Annotated in this window: 17 protein-coding genes and 1 pseudogene; 6 read left to right on the plus strand and 12 right to left on the minus strand. The window is 59.3% G+C overall.

The window, feature by feature from the left end; translation table 11 throughout:
• Nucleotides 1-22 precede the first annotated feature (22 nt).
• Both CKW11_RS07925 and CKW11_RS07930 read right to left on the minus strand, forming a co-directional pair.
• A complete protein-coding gene (locus CKW11_RS07925; protein WP_007917758.1) occupies nt 23-328 on the minus strand; it encodes a PepSY domain-containing protein in 306 nt (101 codons plus the stop codon).
• Between the two features lie 138 nt (nt 329-466).
• Nucleotides 467-1,591 (minus strand): glycerophosphodiester phosphodiesterase, encoded by a 1,125-nt coding sequence (locus CKW11_RS07930; RefSeq protein ID WP_095137097.1) that lies wholly within the window; start codon nt 1,589-1,591, stop codon nt 467-469.
• 222 nt (nt 1,592-1,813) lie between these two features.
• On the opposite strand from CKW11_RS07930, the gene CKW11_RS07935 reads away from it, so the two are divergent.
• The gene (locus CKW11_RS07935; protein ID WP_095137098.1) at nt 1,814-2,140 is read left to right on the plus strand and encodes a DUF2025 family protein; all 327 of its coding nucleotides are present in this window, start codon (nt 1,814-1,816) and stop codon (nt 2,138-2,140) included.
• A gap of 195 nt (nt 2,141-2,335) precedes the next feature.
• Here the strand turns inward: CKW11_RS07935 and CKW11_RS07940 are convergent, their stop codons facing one another.
• Together CKW11_RS07940 and CKW11_RS07945 are read right to left on the minus strand one after the other, a co-directional pair.
• A complete protein-coding gene (locus CKW11_RS07940; protein ID WP_095137099.1) occupies nt 2,336-2,650 on the minus strand; it encodes an antibiotic biosynthesis monooxygenase in 315 nt (104 codons plus the stop codon).
• Complete coding sequence (locus tag CKW11_RS07945; RefSeq protein WP_095137100.1) at nt 2,647-3,354, minus strand: CTP synthase; 708 nt, start codon at nt 3,352-3,354, stop codon at nt 2,647-2,649. Before CKW11_RS07945 ends, CKW11_RS07940 begins: the two co-directional genes overlap by 4 nt.
• A 15-nt stretch (nt 3,355-3,369) precedes the next feature.
• Between CKW11_RS07945 and CKW11_RS07950 the strand changes: the two genes are divergently transcribed.
• The gene (locus tag CKW11_RS07950; protein WP_095137101.1) at nt 3,370-4,311 is read left to right on the plus strand and encodes a LysR family transcriptional regulator; all 942 of its coding nucleotides are present in this window, start codon (nt 3,370-3,372) and stop codon (nt 4,309-4,311) included.
• Here the strand turns inward: CKW11_RS07950 and CKW11_RS07955 are convergent, their stop codons facing one another.
• From CKW11_RS07955 to CKW11_RS07970, 5 genes and pseudogenes are all read right to left on the minus strand, one after another.
• Nucleotides 4,312-4,845, minus strand: coding sequence for a DUF1003 domain-containing protein (locus CKW11_RS07955; protein ID WP_095137102.1), 534 nt, complete (start codon nt 4,843-4,845; stop codon nt 4,312-4,314). It abuts the gene before it with no gap.
• Nucleotides 4,846-5,031: 186 nt separating this feature from the next.
• Entirely contained in the window at nt 5,032-5,526 is a 495-nt protein-coding gene (locus CKW11_RS29085) for a methyl-accepting chemotaxis protein (protein ID WP_371260358.1), read from the minus strand.
• Between the two features lie 51 nt (nt 5,527-5,577).
• Nucleotides 5,578-6,351, minus strand: a pseudogene (locus CKW11_RS29090) (PAS domain-containing protein); the annotation flags it as partial.
• Nucleotides 6,352-6,549: 198 nt separating this feature from the next.
• Nucleotides 6,550-7,599: a diguanylate cyclase gene (locus CKW11_RS07965; RefSeq protein WP_095137389.1), complete on the minus strand. Its 1,050-nt coding sequence runs from the start codon at nt 7,597-7,599 to the stop codon at nt 6,550-6,552.
• Between the two features lie 156 nt (nt 7,600-7,755).
• Entirely contained in the window at nt 7,756-8,364 is a 609-nt protein-coding gene (locus CKW11_RS07970) for a TetR/AcrR family transcriptional regulator (protein ID WP_095137103.1), read from the minus strand.
• Nucleotides 8,365-8,580: 216 nt separating this feature from the next.
• On the opposite strand from CKW11_RS07970, the gene CKW11_RS07975 reads away from it, so the two are divergent.
• Entirely contained in the window at nt 8,581-9,636 is a 1,056-nt protein-coding gene (locus CKW11_RS07975; protein WP_095137104.1) for an MBL fold metallo-hydrolase, read from the plus strand.
• Between the two features lie 290 nt (nt 9,637-9,926).
• Complete coding sequence (locus tag CKW11_RS07980) at nt 9,927-11,444, plus strand: amidase family protein (protein WP_095137105.1); 1,518 nt, start codon at nt 9,927-9,929, stop codon at nt 11,442-11,444.
• Nucleotides 11,445-11,453: 9 nt separating this feature from the next.
• Here CKW11_RS07980 and CKW11_RS07985 read toward each other — a convergent pair whose 3' ends face one another.
• Both CKW11_RS07985 and CKW11_RS07990 read right to left on the minus strand, forming a co-directional pair.
• Complete coding sequence (locus CKW11_RS07985; RefSeq protein ID WP_095137106.1) at nt 11,454-11,762, minus strand: hypothetical protein; 309 nt, start codon at nt 11,760-11,762, stop codon at nt 11,454-11,456.
• A gap of 93 nt (nt 11,763-11,855) precedes the next feature.
• A complete protein-coding gene (locus CKW11_RS07990; protein WP_095137107.1) occupies nt 11,856-12,623 on the minus strand; it encodes a helix-turn-helix domain-containing protein in 768 nt (255 codons plus the stop codon).
• Nucleotides 12,624-12,735: 112 nt separating this feature from the next.
• Between CKW11_RS07990 and CKW11_RS07995 the strand changes: the two genes are divergently transcribed.
• Both CKW11_RS07995 and CKW11_RS08000 read left to right on the plus strand, forming a co-directional pair.
• Nucleotides 12,736-13,551 (plus strand): sulfite exporter TauE/SafE family protein, encoded by an 816-nt coding sequence (locus CKW11_RS07995; protein WP_095137108.1) that lies wholly within the window; start codon nt 12,736-12,738, stop codon nt 13,549-13,551.
• A gap of 63 nt (nt 13,552-13,614) precedes the next feature.
• Nucleotides 13,615-14,751 carry a hypothetical protein gene (locus CKW11_RS08000; RefSeq protein ID WP_095137109.1) on the plus strand — a complete coding sequence of 379 codons (1,137 nt, stop codon included), beginning with the start codon at nt 13,615-13,617 and terminating at the stop codon, nt 14,749-14,751.
• A gap of 3 nt (nt 14,752-14,754) precedes the next feature.
• On the opposite strand, the gene CKW11_RS08005 is transcribed toward CKW11_RS08000, so the two are convergent.
• Nucleotides 14,755-15,738 (minus strand): hypothetical protein, encoded by a 984-nt coding sequence (locus tag CKW11_RS08005; protein ID WP_095137110.1) that lies wholly within the window; start codon nt 15,736-15,738, stop codon nt 14,755-14,757.
• Between the last annotated feature and the right edge of the window lie 178 nt (nt 15,739-15,916).

Here is a 15,916-nt window from a genome sequence, read left to right on the forward strand (position 1 = left end):
GCGGCTTTGCGTTGGCGGTGTATCAGGTGTCTTGCTTGTTGCTCAGCACTTTGCCGGTGGTGGCATCGAAATCGACGTCGAACTCTTTGCCATCGGCGGTTTTCAGCTCGACTTCGTACTCGTAACCGTTGAAGTGGTTATCCAGATCGGTGTCGGTGATGGTTGCACCCGGGTGCAGTTTCAGTGCCTCGGCGTTCATCGACTCCAGCGACTTGATCTTGCCGGATTTGACCAGCTCAGGGATCTGGTCGACGCGGACATCAGCCTGGGCCAGGCCAGCAGTCAGGGTCAGGGCAGCGGCGGTAAACAGGGCAGTCAAAGTTTTCATCGGCTCATTCCTTGGGTTGTTCGTTGAAGTGGGCTCAGGTTAACCACCACAACTTAACTCACCCTTAAAACCCCAGATCGCGGGCAAGACTCTTGTAGGAGTCAGCCTGCTCGCGATGCGGACAACCCGGTCTGCCGATCAGAACCCGTTGTTTTTCAACACCTGATCCACACTGGCTGGCGCCGGACGCTTGTAGAACTTCAACAGCTCACTGGCACGGTTGGTGAAGATGCCATCAACGCCAGCCGCCATGACTTTCTCGAAGTCCACCGGCTCATCGACGGTGTAGACGTGCACCAGCATGCCCTGATCGTGGGTGTACTGGTTCATCCACGGTTGCACCAGATCCGAATAGCTCTGGTCGCCGCCCTTGGTCAACTTGGCCGAAGGGCCGGTGCCGATGGCGCCGTGAGCCTTGGCGAAATCCACCCATTGCTTGAATTCGGCTTCGGATTTCGGCTCCTGCTTGCCGTAGAAAACGTTCTTGTCCTTCTCGCCGGATTCGGCAAAGGTCACTTTGGATTTCGGTTCGATGCTGCCTTCGCCGACCCACAGCAACAGGATTTTCGGCACTTGCGGCATTTCCTTCTGCAGCAGTTCGAGGCTGTTCTTCTCGAAAGTCTGCAGGATTACCTTGCCTTTGCCCTGACCGACGGCCAGCTCGCTCTTGGCCAGTTTCGAACCGGCCGGACTCAGCCAGCCGCGATCCTGCAGCTTCTCTTTCAGGTCATGCTCGATCCCTGGAAACAGCTGCGGCTCCTTGGTTTCGATGTACAGGCCCGGTTTGTGTTTCGGGTTGGCCTGGGCGATGTCGATGATTTCATCGAGGGTGAGGATTTTCAGCCCGGCATAGGTCGGACGCGCGCGATCCGGGTAAGCCTTGTTGTACCAGCTGCCGGCGTCGAGGGTTTTCAGTTCGGCCATGGTGAAGGCGGTGGCCGGGCTGTCTTTGCGCTCCGGGAACTTGGTCGCGACGTCGGTGGTGCGTTGCAGGTTGTTGTCGTGCAGGGCAAACAGCACGCCGTCCTTGCTGCGCTGCAAATCCATTTCCAGGTAGTCGGCGCCGAGGTCGCGGGCCAGTTTGTAGGAGGCAGCGGTGGACTCCGGAGCATCGAAGGACGCGCCACGGTGCGCGATCACGGCTGGATGCGGGATGCCATGGGCGGCGGCCAGTGCGTTGACGTCAGTCTGGGCGGCGTGGGCCTGGCCGAGACCGAGCAGCAGGCTCAGCATGAGGGCGCTTTTGGTGAAAGTGGCGGGCATGTTCGAGTTCCTTTCGCAGGGCATTTTCAAAGACGTACCTTTTAACAACTGAATCGATTGGGTGCTATCGCCAGACCGACATAAACGTATTAAAAGCGATTTTTCCTGCACTTTTGTGGCGCGGTTTGCAGTACGCTTGCCCTCGGCAGACGCTCCGGCAGAGGGCGCGCCGATTCTGTTGCCCTGCGTGTAAACCATCGATGATTTTTCGTGAGGTTTACCATGCGCATCACTTCCCAACTCATCTGTCAGGCCGCCGATGACCTCAAGGGTTTTGTCGGCCTCAACCGCAAGACCGGCCAGTACATCGTGCGTTTCAGCGAAGATTCATTCGGCATGGACGTGGCGGATGACGGCATTATTCCTGTGAATGAATTCGTCTGGGCGCCGGCCTCTGAGACGACCATGACCTTGAAGCGCGAGCTGATTCAGTTGTTGCTGGATCAGAACATTGACGACCGGATCAACATCAGCGAGCCGTTGCGGGTGTACATGAGCAAGGTTGAGGTACCGGAGATTGTGGCGGTGCGCAGTCTGGTGAAGGGCTGAATTTTTGTAGTGGCTGTCCCGGCCTCTTCGCGAGCAAGCCCGCTCCCACATTGGATCTGTGGCGTTCACAAATCCCTGTGGGAGCCAGCCTGCTGGCGATGAGGCCAGTGAGCACACAACCAAATTCAAAACCCAAACGCGGTACCTGTGGGAGCGAGCTTGCTCGCGAAGAGGCCAGTCAGCGCGCCGCCATCGTCACTGCCCAAACCGATACTCGCGCTCCACCCGACACACTCGCGTCTGAAACTTCGAATACCACTGCGCCCGCCCGCGCGCTTGAATCACCCGGTGTTCGGGATGTTCGCGCCAGGCCAGAATCGCCGCCTCGCTCTGCCAGTACGAAATGGTGATCCCGACCCCGTCTTCCCCGCGAATCGAATCGATGCCGAGAAACCCCGGTTGCTGGCTGACCAGCGCCATCATCCGTTCCGACGCCGCCGCATAACCGTTATCACCCTCGGTGCGGGTCGAGGTGAAAATCACCGCAAAGCAAGGCTCGTTCGGCTTCATGGCTGTTGCTCCGCACACGCTTCGACAAACGCCCGCACCAGTGGCGGGATGTTGCCCTTGAGCGCTGCGCGTTCCGGTTGAAACAGCGTGGCGACAAAAAACACATGGTCAGTCAATTCGATCGCGCGCAAGTCGCCTGCCGAATCATGCCCCACGGCGCGTAGCTGATGGGTCAGCAATTCTTGTTCGAACTGCGGATTCACTCCGAATCGGCAGCGATAGCCTTCAAGAATTTCGGACGTTTCGTACGCCTTCGCGATCAACGAATCTGCGATCAGATGAATGCTGTCCACCGCCTCCACCAACGAACAGGTCAGCGGCGTGAGCACGGCTCGCGGCGAATCCGGTGACGTTTCGCCGTGTTCGGCATCGGCCCAGCCCAGCACGTTGCGGGAAAATTCCAGCAGTGCATGCTGAAAACCACCGCAGGTGCCGAGGAAAGGGCGCTGCTGTTCGCGGGCAAAACGAATGGCCCTGAGTGCACCAGCCTCGTTTCTGTAGGGGCTGCCCGGAACGCACCAGAAACCGTCGAAGTGATCCAGCGCAGCGTCGGCGTGAATCTGCTCGGTGGGCAGCCATTCGAATTGCACATTGTGACCGGACTGCTCGGCGATCATGCCGAGGGCAACGGGGATCGCCTGGTGGGCGGTGACTTGCGGGTCGTGATCGCCGATCAGGGCGATGCGAATGGCGCGATTTTCCATGAGTGTTCTCTGCGCTTGTTGATTGATGGGGCTCACTATAGATTGGCGTTCACGCACTCAATATTGGCGTTTCCCCAAGTGATCAATGCAGCGACGCACTATCGACTCGACTACCCCGATCTGGCGCTGATCCTCGCTTTGGTGCGCGGCGGCTCTCTGGCCCGGGCGGCGCAGCTGCTCAGGGTAGACGTGTCGACGGTGTTTCGCGCGGTGCGGCGGCTGGAGTCGGCGCTCGGTCAGCAATTGTTCGAAAAGAGTCGCGCCGGTTACCTGCCCACCACCCTCGCGCAGACCCTCGCCGAGCAGGCCGAACGCGCCGAGCAGGCACTGGAAGCGGCGCGGATCGGTGTCGAGCAGGGCGGTGAAGTGGTCAGCGGCACGGTGCGCTTGACGTGTACCGACTCGGTGCTGCAAGGGCTGTTGTTGCCGGCGCTGGCGCAGTTCATGCCGAACTATCCGGCGCTGACCCTCGAACTGAGCACCTCCAACGATTTCGCCAACCTCAGCCGCCGCGATGCTGACATCGCCCTGCGCCTGACGCGTACACCGCCGGAGCATCTGGTCGGACGGCAACTGGCGAAGATTTCCTACCGGGTCTGCGCCAGTGCGCGTTATCTGCAAACCGTCGATGCGACGAATCTGGCGGCGCTGACCTGGATCGCCCCGGACGAGTTTCTGCCGGATCACCCGACCGTCGCCTGGCGCCGCCAGCAGTTGCCCGGCGTGACCCCGGCTTATCGCTGCAACAGCATGCTGTCGGTGACGGAACTGGTGCGCGGCGGACTCGGGGTGGCGGCGTTGCCGGACTTTCTGATCTGCGAAGATTTGCAGGCCCTCAGCGAACCGCTGCACGGCTACGACACCGCGCTGTGGCTGCTGACCCGCCCGGATTGTCGGGCGTTGCGCTCGGTGGTCACGCTGTTCGATGAACTGGGGCGGGCACTGCGGTTGCCGTGATCAGCGTTGCGGGTTCTGGCAGATGTGCGCATGCAGTTCGCGGGTCAGGCCTTCGATGCGTTCGGTCAGGCTCTTGGTCATTTCGGTGAGGCGGGTGTTCTGTTCCAGCAGTTCGAGCAGTTGCGCGGTGGTCTGCGCGGCTTGGGCCTGGCGCTCACTGTTGGCCACCGCCAGCGCTTCACGGTGCTGTGCGTCGGCGTCCGATTGCGCCTTGTCCCGCGCGGCTTGCCGGGTTTGTGCCAGCAGGATCAACGGTGCGGCGTAGGCCGATTGCAGGCTGAACGCGAGGTTCAGCAGAATGAACGGGTACACGTCGAAAGTGGTGATACCCGTCGCATTGAGGCACACCCACAACAGCACGATCAGGGTTTGTGCGCCAAGAAAGGTCGGCGTGCCGAAGAACCGCGCGAAGGCCTCGGCGCGCAGGGCGAACGCGTCGTTGCCGAAGGTGGTGTTGAGGTGGGCGTGGGGGCGGTGGAAGCGCAGGTGGTCGACGGGGGCGGGCGCGGGGGCGTCGGTTTTTTCTGTGGTCATGATGGGCTCGGCAGGACTTGGGACTGAGGGTCACTATAGTCCTGCATCAAGGCTTATGGCCCTTTCGCGGGCAAGCCCGCTCCTACAGGGATTGAGTCGATCACTCATCTTGTGATCAACCCAGAACCTGTGGGAGCGAGCTTGCTCGCGAAAGAGACGACGCGGTCTTTTACCCTGGCAAGTCTTTCAGCCCGGCGCCCGCTCATTGGCAAACATGCTCACTGCCTGCACCGCTTCACTGGCGCCATCGCGGATCTGCAGAATCACGCTGCCGGCCTGATCCGCCAGTTCAACGCCCTGCGCCGCCCGCCCGCGTGTGCCTTCCATGCTCTTGATCGCCTGACGGGTTTCGCTCTGGATCAGGCCGATCATGTTGGAAATCTCCGCCGTCGAACCGCTGGTGCGCGCCGCCAGTTGCCGCACCTCGTCCGCCACCACGGCAAACCCACGCCCCTGATCCCCGGCGCGCGCTGCTTCAATCGCTGCGTTGAGCGCCAGCAGATTAGTCTGGTCGGCAATCGCGCGGATGGTGTTGACGATCGCGGTGATCTGCTCCGAGCGCTCGCCGAGTTGCGCGATCAGCGTTGATGACTGCGCGATGTCGTCAGCGATTTCGCGCATCTCGCTGGCCGCCTGCTGGATCACCTGAGTGCCTTGCTCGGCGACTTTCCGGGTTTCCACGGAGATGTGATAAGCGGCGCTGGCGCTGCGCGCATCGTGCTCGTGCTGCTCGACCCGGGCGGTGACGTCCGTGGCGAATTTCACCACTTTGCACAAACGCCCGGCAGCGTCGTACACCGGGTTGTAGTTGGCCTCCAGCCACACACTCTGGCCGCGCTTGTCGACGCGTTCGAACTGGCCCTGAAACAGCTCACCCTGATTCAGCCGCCGCCAGAAATCCTCGTAAGCGCTGCTGTTGACCAGCTCCGCCCGGCAGAACAAGCGGTGATGTTTACCCTTGAGTTCAGCGAGCGTGTAACCCATGCGTGTCAGAAAATTCTGGTTGGCCGTAAGAATGCCGCCGTTGAGGTCGAATTCGATCACCGCCATCGCCCGGTCGATCGCCTGCAGCTTGGCATTGGCCTCGCTTTCCTGCTGGACCTTGGTCGTCACGTCCATGGCGAATTTGACCACTTTGACCACGCGCCCCGACGCATCCTTGATCGGGTTGTAATTGGCTTCCAGCCAGACCGGCTGGCCCTGGCTGTTGATCCGCTCGAAGGTACCGGACTGGAACTGGCCGTTTTTCAGGCGCGACCACAGTTCGGTGTATTGCGCGCTGCGGCCAAACTCCGGGGTACAGAACAAGCGATGCGGCTGGCCGATCACCTGTTCGGCGCGATAACCCATGGTTTTCAGGAAGTTGTCATTGGCTTTTAACACCACGCCTTCAAGATCGAACTCGATCACCGCCATGGAGCGATTGATCGCTTCAAGCAGGCCATTCTGTTCGGTGATGGTGTGTTGAAGGTCGTTGAGTTCGGACTGGTGGCGTTTGAAAAACATAGGGGCAGTACCTGGAAGTAGGGAAAGACGAGGTTTGTGTCCCTGTTTCCGCGCTGGCAGAGCAAATGCTGGATGAGCATTTGCAATTGACTGCAAAGTGCCAGCATCCAGGCTGACGAGGCGATCTTATACAAACTGCTTCGAGTTGTACAAGAAATTGCGAATCAGTTTTTTCAATGCTGAAAGGTTGGCGTCTTCTTAGCCCGGACTGCTCAGCGCCACGCTGATGGTGTTGCGCCCCGTGTGTTTGGCGGTGTACAGCGCTTTGTCGGCGTCATCCAGCCAGGCAACCGCGTCGCTGTACGTCGGCTGAAACCGGGCCAGACCAATACTCAGGCTGACGCGCAGCTCTGGCACATCCGGGTGCCGGTATTGGTCCAGCGCCTGACGCAATCGTTCCATTTGCGCCTCGGCTTTATTGAGTGGCTGGTCGGGCAGGATCAGGCAAAACTCGTCGCCGTCATAACGGCCGGCCCGTTCACCCTCGGCCAGCAGTCCCTTGAGTGCCTGGCTCAGCTCACGCAGCACGGCGTCGCCAACGATGTGCCCATAGTTGTCGTTGATGGTCTTGAAATGATCGATGTCGATCAGCGCCAGAATGTCCTGGGTGTGGTTTTGCTGGCACAGCATGAAATGCGTGTGCAGCAGATCCTTCCAGGCGCCGTGATTGAGCAGCCCGGTGAGGCTGTCGGTGCGGCTCAGGTCTCTGAGTGCACGTTTGTGTTGTGCAAGTTTGATCGCCAGTTGGTAACTGACCATGCCCAGGGCCAGTGGATACAAGGTGAGCATCGGCAGACAGGCCCAGACCTGGATCTGCGTCATCGTCGGACTGAACTTGAAGCCGAACAGTAACCAGCCCAGCAGCACGCCGGCGACTTGGGCCAGGGCACCGAGCAGGAACAGACCTCGTCCACCGGCGGCGACATTGTTCATGGTCATCATCGACAGAATGGTCACGGTGGTCAGCGGATTGAACTGAAAGCACGCGGTCCAGAAACCCCCGCACAACGAGTCGTACAACAGGTTGCGGCGTTCGGCGTGGTAGGGGAAGGTCGAGCGGGTCGAAACCTGATAGGCCAGATGCGGCCAGATAAAACCGTTGAACACCAGCAGCGCCCAGAGCCAGTTCGGCATGTGCAACGGATACAGCGCGGCCGCGACGCTGAAAAAGCCGACGCCCAGACCGATGATCCTGGGCAGATAAATGCGTCTGGCGAATGACAAGCCTTTGCCGCGTTGATTTTCCATGATGTCCTGCGCCAGATTCATCCTGAAATACTTTGAAGTGTTTTTTCAGGTTGACCGTTCGTCGGTCAATTGTCGGACATTGTCATTTATTCCACCGGGAATAATCAGTGTCCTTCCGAGCCATTTAATCGTGGCGGGGCGCAGGAGAGGGCCGGTTTAGAGCTGGTATCTAGCCAGAAACATCTCCATTGCCGACTCGGCCACGGCTTTCTGCGTGTCTGCGTCCAGCGGCGGCAGGCCCATGGAAATCTGCGGCCAGAAACCGAACGATTTCAACAGACCTTGCACCTGCTGTGCAGCGAATTCTGCGTTCACGGTTTTCAGCCGACCATCCGCCAGCGCAGCGCGAATCCACACCGTCAGGCCTTCTTCGCGCTCGCCCATGCGCGCCACCATGTCCTGCGCGCGCTCCGGGGAATGGATGGTGGCGGCAATCGCCACCCGCGCCAGTCCGAGGAAGTTGTCATCGGCCATCATCTGCAGTTTAGCCAGCAACATGGGCAGCAGTTGCTCGCGCAGCGGCTGATCCGGGCGATAGGAAACGGTTTGCTCGTCGGTAATCCGTGCCCAGAGTTGGTTGAGAATTTCAGCGAACAGCTCTTCTTTGCTGGGAAAGTGGTTGTACACCGTGCGCTTCGACACCCCGGCGGTGGCCGCGATCTTGTCCATGCTGGTGACCTCGAACCCGTTGGCACGGAATTCGGCAATCGCCGCCTGAATAATGGCTTCGCGTTTGCGGTCAGTAAGGCGCTGTGGAGCTGTCATAAGTACGCTTCGGCAGAGGAGAGGTGGAATTACACTTGGCAGTTTACTTGTCATCGCGTTTCATGCAACCTAGAAACTACACCGCCCAGTGTAATGTTGCGTTAATCCGCGCAACCTAAAAACCAGAAAGTTCGGCTGATGCGTGCGTGCCTTGGCCATTTATCGTCCCACCGTGAAAAACTGCGAATCGCGCGGTTTTTCTGGAGTCTCTCAGTCATGGCCAATCCAGATTTGTCTGCGGATCAAACTACCACGCCTGAAGCCTCGCGCCAGGATCAAGGGCTGTTTCGTAACCATGCGCCGGTACAGCGCGAAGGTGGGCGCAAGATGCTGCGGATCATGTGGAACATGATTTTCAACAAGCCGCGCAATACCCGACCGGCCGCCGCGATCCCGGTGCAACCGCTGACCCGTGAAGACCTGCTGGCGGCACCGAATCACAGTGTTTACCGCCTCGGTCACTCGACCCTGCTGCTGAAGTTGCGCGACAAATTCTGGATCACCGATCCGGTCTTCGCCGAGCGTGCGTCGCCGGTGCAATGGGCCGGCCCGAAACGCTTTCACCAGCCGCCGATCAGCATCGACCAGTTGCCACCGATCGAAGCGGTGATCCTGTCGCACAACCACTACGACCACCTCGATTACCAGGCAGTGCTGAAACTGGCGGCCAAGACCACCTACTTCCTGACCCCGCTGGGCGTCGGCGACACCCTGATCAAATGGGGCATCGATGCCAGTAAAGTTCGCCAGTACGACTGGTGGCAGGGCACCGAAATCGCTGGCATCCGCTTCGTCGCCACCCCGTCGCAGCACTTCTCCGGCCGCGGCCTGTTCGACAGCAACAACACCCTGTGGGCCTCGTGGGTGATGATCGATGGCGATACGCGAATCTTCTTCAGCGGCGACAGCGGCTATTTCGACGGCTTCAAACGCATCGGCGAACAATACGGCCCGTTCGATCTGACCCTGATGGAAACCGGCGCCTACAACGTCGAATGGCCACACGTGCACATGCAACCCGAAGAAACCCTGCAGGCGCACCTCGACCTCAAGGGCCGCTGGCTGTTTCCGATCCACAACGGCACCTTCGACCTGGCAATGCACGCCTGGCATGAACCGTTTGACCGGATTCTGGCGCTGGCCTGGGAGCGTAGTGTTTCGATCACCACGCCGCAAATGGGCGAGGCGTTCAACCTAGCGCAGCCGCAGCGCGGGAGTGCATGGTGGTTGGCGGTTGAAGGCGAGACTGAAGCGGTGGTGCAGGGCGCCTGACGACCTGGCGCCTGCCGAGTCAGGAAAACACCACTCAATACGCCCTTCTTTCCGTGATCGAGGGGCTGGCTCCACCACATTTCACTGGCGGGTTCAGAGTAAGTTCAGTGGTAGTTGAATCTGGAAGAAGATGTGTAAGAAAAAGCCTCCGCCCCGTGTGGCGACTACAAGTCAGGCTGACTTTTCCTACTGATGATTGTCCTTGTGCTGACAGCTCTTTCTGACGGTGTCGGTAGGCTGTGTCGCGAGTGAATGACTCACTCGCTTTTTTTCATACAAGGACGATCCCGATGAAACACCCCTTCAAACGCCGTATGAACACGCTGGCGCAAGCCATCCTGATTTCGCTGACAGCCACAACTATCGCCAACGCCACTACGGCAAATGCCGCGCTCGAATACGCCAGCGTCACTGAACTCGGCGGCCTGATGGCGAACAATGAGCTGACCTCTGTCGCGCTGGTTGAGCATCTCACCCAGCGAATTGCTGACCTGGACAAACAAGGCCCGGCCCTTCACGCCGTCATCGAGCTCAACCCGCAAGCCCTCGACATTGCCAGGGCGCTGGACGAAGAACGTGCAGAAGGTCGGACGCGGGGGGCACTGCATGGGATTCCCGTACTGCTAAAAGACAACTTCGATACCGCCGACGGCCTGCAAACCAGTGCGGGTTCTTTAGCGATGGTCGGTCAGCCGCCTGCCAATGATGCTTTTGTGGTTAAACAATTGAGGGATGCCGGCGCGATTGTGTTGGGCAAAACCAACATGAGTGAGTGGGCTTACGTGCGAGACATGGATCTGCCGCATGGTTGGAGTGGCCGCGGTGGCCAAGGAAAAAATCCACACCTGTCGAGTCAAAGCACCTGCGGCTCCAGCTCCGGTTCCGCCTCTGCTGTGGCAGCGGGTTTTGCGCCGCTGTCCCTGGGCACCGAAACCAATGGTTCGATCACTTGCCCGGCATCGGCCAACGGTGTGGTTGGCGTGAAACCAACACTGGGTTTGTTAAGCCGATCCGGGATCGTGCCGATCACTCGTCTGCAAGACACTCCGGGTACCCTCAGCCGCACCGTTCGCGATGCGGCGCTGACGTTCAATGTCATGCAAGGTGTCGATGCTGCAGACTCCGCCACTTCGGGCGCACCCACAGGTATCGATTACACGGCGTTGCTGTCCAACGATGCCCTGCAAGGCAAACGCATCGGTTATCCCGTTGCCTACGTCGGCACCAACGGTATGCCTCTGACACCTGGCGTTGAGTTTCTGGCGGCCATGGACACACTGCAGAAACAAGGCGCCACGATCGTGCCAGTGACTGTTCGCTTGCCGGACATCGATGGCTACATCCCAGGGTTGATGGGTGGGATGAAACACGAATTGCCCGAATACTTTGCCAGCCGTCCCGACCTGCCAATCCAGTCACTGCAAGCGTTGATCGACTTCAACAAAACCGATCCCGGCAAAGAGGATCACGGACAGGCCATGCTCGAAGCGATCAACGATCTGGACATGACGCATGATCAGGCAAGCGCTTCGCTCGCAGCCATCAGCGAAAAATTCCAAGACGCCATTGACGAGAAACTGCAGGAGCACAACCTCGACGCGATGGTTGCTGACGCCGATGGTTACTCGCAGTTCGCCGCCGCCGTCGCCGGCTACCCCGCGATTACCTTGCCGTCGGGCATGGACGATGACGGGCTACCGACCTCCGTGTTCTTTTTCGGCAAACCATGGAGCGAGCCGCAATTGTTCGCCATGGCCTACAGCTATGAACAAGCCTCGGCCGAGCTGCGGCACCCTGCGTTCAAGTAATCATTCCACCTAAGCGAAATCCCCACGCTCTACAACGTTCTGCTGCATGGCCTGGGGATTCAATTTGCGACCCGGCGCAAACCCGGGAAAGAACACCAACCCCTGTGCCTCAAACCGATAAGCCAACGCCAGCCGCGTCGCATCCGCGACGTCCTGCTGCGCTTCAAACCGCTGAATGTCGTCCACCGCAACCTCCGCCTCGCGCGACAGCTGTTCCACGCTCCAGCCCAGCATCGCTCGGGCCTGGAGGCAGTGCGTCGGGGTGAACTGGAAAAGGGCAATGCGTTCGAGGATGTGGTTCATCGCAAGAGAGGCCATGGTGTGCTCCGGGCTCAAGAGTGCTGATTGAAAATGTACTGTGTTTTTGTACAGTTGTTTTCGGTCCGGATCAAACGCATTTTTTGATTTGCCCTAGTTAGCCGCCTCCAACCAGACGGACGGTGCCTGTCCGAGGATGCGCCGGAACATCGTCGAGAACGCCGCCGGGCTCTCATAACCGAAGTCCAGGGCGATCCGCGTCACCGCTTCACCGGCCGCCAGCCGCGCCAGCGCCAGTACCACGCAAGCCTGTTGCCGCCATTGGCTGAAGCTCAACCCGGTCTGCTGCCGAAACAGTCTGTTAAAGGTGCGCAAGCTTATGTGCAACTGCTCGGCCCAGTGTTGTGGCGACTGATGGGCGTTGGGTTGATGCAGAAAGGTCTGACACAAAGCCAGGAGCTTTCCGTCAGTCGGCAACGGAATGTGCAAGGGCAGGGGCGCACTCCGCGCCAGTTCATGCAGCAGCAGATCAATCAGTACGCCGTCGCGACCGTCGAGGTCATAGACCAGCGGCACTTTCACCGCTTCCAGCAACAAGTGCCGCATCAACGGCGAAACGCTGATCACCTGGCATCGCTCGCCCAAATCCACCGCCCCCGGCTCGATGTACAAACTGCGCGTACTCACGCCGAGCATCAGCACCTCATGTGCCACTCCCGGCGGAATCCATACCGCCCGTTGCGGCGGCACAACCCAATTGCCGTCATGAGTACGAACCTGCATCACCCCAGTCGCGCCGTACAACAACTGCGCCCGCCGGTGTGTATGAAATGGCAACAGGTGGCCGTGGGAATAATCCGTACCGATCGCCACCACCGGGCGCGGCGTGTCATCCAGCTGATTGATCAAAACATTGCGCATCGAGCGTTTCCCGGCAGTTGGCGTAAACGCAAACATTATTGGCTGAGATGCTGAAGCAGGCCAAGCCGCATCACTCTATCGTCGACCGCTCCCCATCACCGGAAGACGCGCCGTGTTCTACCTTCTGCTAACGCTGTTCGGCTGTATGACCGGCATCACCGCTGTGCTCTTCGGCTTCGGCGGCGGCTTCGTCGTCGTGCCGTTGCTGTACCGCATGCTCAGCGCCAGCCACGGCGCCGACGACCCCATCGGCCACTCAGCCATGCACATCGCCGTCGCCACCTCGACCTGCGTGATGATCGTCAACGCCCTGATCGCCACCGACAAACACCGCCGCGCCGGCAACCTGATCCGCCATTACCTGTGGCCGCTCGGCGGCTTCATCGCCTTCGGCGCAATCATCGGCGCAATAGCCGCGGTGTGGGTCAGCGGCGAGGTCATCCGCTACGCCTTCATCGCCTACCTCGGCGTGACCATCATCGACTGCCTGCTCAGGCGCGGCTTTCTCGCCCGTAACGAAGGCGTCATTCCACGCCGATTGGATCGCAAGGAAATATCCGCCGGCGGTGTAGGCATCGGCGCCATCGCCACGTTCCTCGGTGTAGGAGGAAGCGTCATGACCGTGCCGCTCCTGCGCCGCTGCGGGTTGAGCATGTCCCAGGCCACGTCCATGGCCAATCCACTGAGCGTGCCGGTGGCAGTGGCCGGGACATTGACATATATGGCGCTGGCCGGTTACAGCGAGACGGATCTGGGCGTGTGGTTTGTCGGGTATGTGGATTTGCTGGCGTTTGCGGTGCTGACGCTGGGGTCATTGGTCGGGATTCGGCTAGCCACGCCGTGGATCGGGCGGATACCGGATCGGGTGCATGCTTGGGTGTACATCGCACTGCTGATCATCGTGATGCTGGGCATGCTGCTCAAGTAGAGCCTCGATTCCTGCGCGCATCCTCTGCATACTCCGCAGCCTCATTCATTCAGGGATCGATCCATGCTCAAGGGACTGCCGCGCCTGGCGCCATACGCTGCGGCGCTGTTCACACTGATTTCCACCGCCCATGCCGAAGATGGCCGACACGTGTTCACCGGTACGCTGGGCAAGATGCCGATTGTGGTGGAGCTCAACACCACGCAGCAGGACGAAGTTACCGGCCGCTACTTCTATGAGAAGTATCACCGCGACCTGGAGCTCAGCGGCTCGCTGCAGGACAGCACGTTAAACCTTGTTGAAGGCAACAACCGCTATGGCGACGACAAACCGTTGCCAACCCTGAAGTTGAAATCCACCGCCAATGGCTGGCAGGGCGAATGGCAAAATCCCAAGGGCAAGAAGCTGCCGGTGCAACTGACCGAAGCCAAACTTCCTGCGCCGAGCGCAACTACGCCGCCCTTTATTGCCACTTTGCCGAAGAGCGATCCCTACGAGTATTTGCGCTTACAGGGACTCAAACTCAAACCGGAGAAGAAAGAAAACTTCATGGGCTACGACCTGCAATGGTGGACGGAGCCTGAGTCAAAGATATCGTTGTTCAGTGTCGAATCCGGCTATACGAAAGAAGTGCAGCAGCGGATTAATAACCACCTGCTCGGACGGCTCTGGACTGAAGTCATCGACTATCACCGCTGCATGATGGATGGCGGGGAATATGCCGAGTTCGATCAAGGGGCTGCCCCGGAGTTTCTCTCGCCGGATGTGGTCAGCCTGGACATTTCCACCGGTTACAGCTGCGGCGGTGCCCACCCTGATTTCGGCAGTTCGCCAATCAACCTCGACGTCCACACCGGCGAATTGTTGAAACTCAAAGATGTACTGTGGATTGGTGAACCGAATAGCGCGGCCACCGAATACGATCAGCTGAAAGTCATGGCGCCGTGGCTGGTCAAACAGTTCACCACGCTCTATCCCGAAGAGATGAGGAAGCCCGCCGAAGACGATGGCAACTGCGATTACACCGATGAAAGTGTCTGGGGCTATTCCAACTGGCACTTCACACCGAAGGGGATTTACCTGGGCGCTTACTTCGCCCGTTACCAACGTAACTGCGACAACCCCGATTGGTCAGTGCTGCCGTACTCGCTGGTCAACCAGCACCGTGGCGCAGCCAAACTGCAGTTGCCCAAAGGCTAACCATCACGCCAACCCCGGCGCCTCCCGCACAATAAAGTGATCCAGGTTCTCGATGTTGGCACTGAACACCCCGAACGTCTGTTCGGGGTTCTTCTTGCTCGGCACCTGCTTCAACTCCGGCGTCACGCCATAGAAGAAACAGAACAACTGCTTGTCGCTGTCGATCGCATGCTTGATCTCCTCCAGAAACGCCTTGCGCTTGCGGTAGTTGTCGATCAACTTCTTGCTCAAGTACACGTTCACCGAATACGGCTTCTTCTTCGCCTCATCCGTCTGCTTGAACCAGACTTTCTGCTCGAAATCGATACGAAAACTCTGGGTGTAATCCTTGATCTCCTTGATCTTGCCCCAGTAAATCAGCCCCTTGTTATCCGTCAGATACTCAATCTTCTTGAAGAACGAGCCATAAGGCGCCGTGTGCTCGCCAACCTTCAACGGCATGCGCTTGAGCAACTCCTTATCGGCGAAGTTCGACACAAAACACTCCACCGGATGCGCAAACACACTGGTCTTGTCCGGCGCCGTCTCACGCCCCGGCGACTCCCTGGAACTCACCTGCGCCACCCGCACCGGATCATCCCGCAACACATCCGCCGCCCCCGCCGGCGCAGCTGGCTTGCGCACATACTCACGCCGCGTCAGCAACAACTCCGACGGAAAATGCTCCTCCCGCCCGTCATCCACCTCACCCTCCGCCGCCTCAACCCCGGACGCCGACGCCTTCAAACTCACATACGGACAACCCGCCACGTGCTGCGTAGTGGGTAGATTCTTGAAGTGCGGCGTGCGCACGTAATTCACATTTTTCGCGTTGAACGTGCCCAACTCGTTGGCTGCATCGAATGCGGCGCGACAGGCATCGTTGGGGCACAGGAAATGCTCCTTTGCCGAATCGAACGCCACCGTCTCATCGAAATTGAGATCGCGAACGTCATAGATCGACAACTTGTCGTCGAGGCTGAGGCAGTAGGCGAGATCGAATTTCATGGTGGGGCTCGGATCCTTGAGTGGGGGAGGGGTATTAATAGCGGGAGGCGGCGCGGCTTGCACTGATTGTTTTCAGGATGATGCAAAACCTGTAGGAGCCAGCTGGCGATTCCAGGCATCAATCCAGATTTCAATCCTCACCCCGCCACTGCAGGCAGCACATCCCCCCTGTGGCGAG

Origin of the sequence: Pseudomonas sp. Irchel s3a10 (genome assembly GCF_900187525.1) — a bacterium.
GTDB lineage: Bacteria > Pseudomonadota > Gammaproteobacteria > Pseudomonadales > Pseudomonadaceae > Aquipseudomonas > Aquipseudomonas koreensis_G.

Bases quoted from the DNA above. Each gene is read 5' to 3' on its own strand.
- CKW11_RS07990 (WP_095137107.1), bottom strand. From the start codon at position 12,623: ATGCGCAATGTTTTGATCAATCAGCTGGATGACACGCCGCGCCCGGTG.
- CKW11_RS07955 (WP_095137102.1), bottom strand. From the start codon at position 4,845: ATGACCACAGAAAAAACCGACGCCCCCGCGCCCGCCCCCGTCGACCAC.
- CKW11_RS07985 (WP_095137106.1), bottom strand. From the start codon at position 11,762: ATGGCCTCTCTTGCGATGAACCACATCCTCGAACGCATTGCCCTTTTC.
- CKW11_RS07975 (WP_095137104.1), top strand. From the start codon at position 8,581: ATGGCCAATCCAGATTTGTCTGCGGATCAAACTACCACGCCTGAAGCC.
- CKW11_RS07940 (WP_095137099.1), bottom strand. From the start codon at position 2,650: ATGAAGCCGAACGAGCCTTGCTTTGCGGTGATTTTCACCTCGACCCGC.
- CKW11_RS08005 (WP_095137110.1), bottom strand. From the start codon at position 15,738: ATGAAATTCGATCTCGCCTACTGCCTCAGCCTCGACGACAAGTTGTCG.
- CKW11_RS07945 (WP_095137100.1), bottom strand. From the start codon at position 3,354: ATGGAAAATCGCGCCATTCGCATCGCCCTGATCGGCGATCACGACCCG.
- CKW11_RS07935 (WP_095137098.1), top strand. From the start codon at position 1,814: ATGCGCATCACTTCCCAACTCATCTGTCAGGCCGCCGATGACCTCAAG.
- CKW11_RS07965 (WP_095137389.1), bottom strand. From the start codon at position 7,599: ATGGAAAATCAACGCGGCAAAGGCTTGTCATTCGCCAGACGCATTTAT.
- CKW11_RS07925 (WP_007917758.1), bottom strand. From the start codon at position 328: ATGAAAACTTTGACTGCCCTGTTTACCGCCGCTGCCCTGACCCTGACT.
- CKW11_RS07970 (WP_095137103.1), bottom strand. From the start codon at position 8,364: ATGACAGCTCCACAGCGCCTTACTGACCGCAAACGCGAAGCCATTATT.
- CKW11_RS07930 (WP_095137097.1), bottom strand. From the start codon at position 1,591: ATGCCCGCCACTTTCACCAAAAGCGCCCTCATGCTGAGCCTGCTGCTC.
- CKW11_RS08000 (WP_095137109.1), top strand. From the start codon at position 13,615: ATGCTCAAGGGACTGCCGCGCCTGGCGCCATACGCTGCGGCGCTGTTC.
- CKW11_RS07980 (WP_095137105.1), top strand. From the start codon at position 9,927: ATGAAACACCCCTTCAAACGCCGTATGAACACGCTGGCGCAAGCCATC.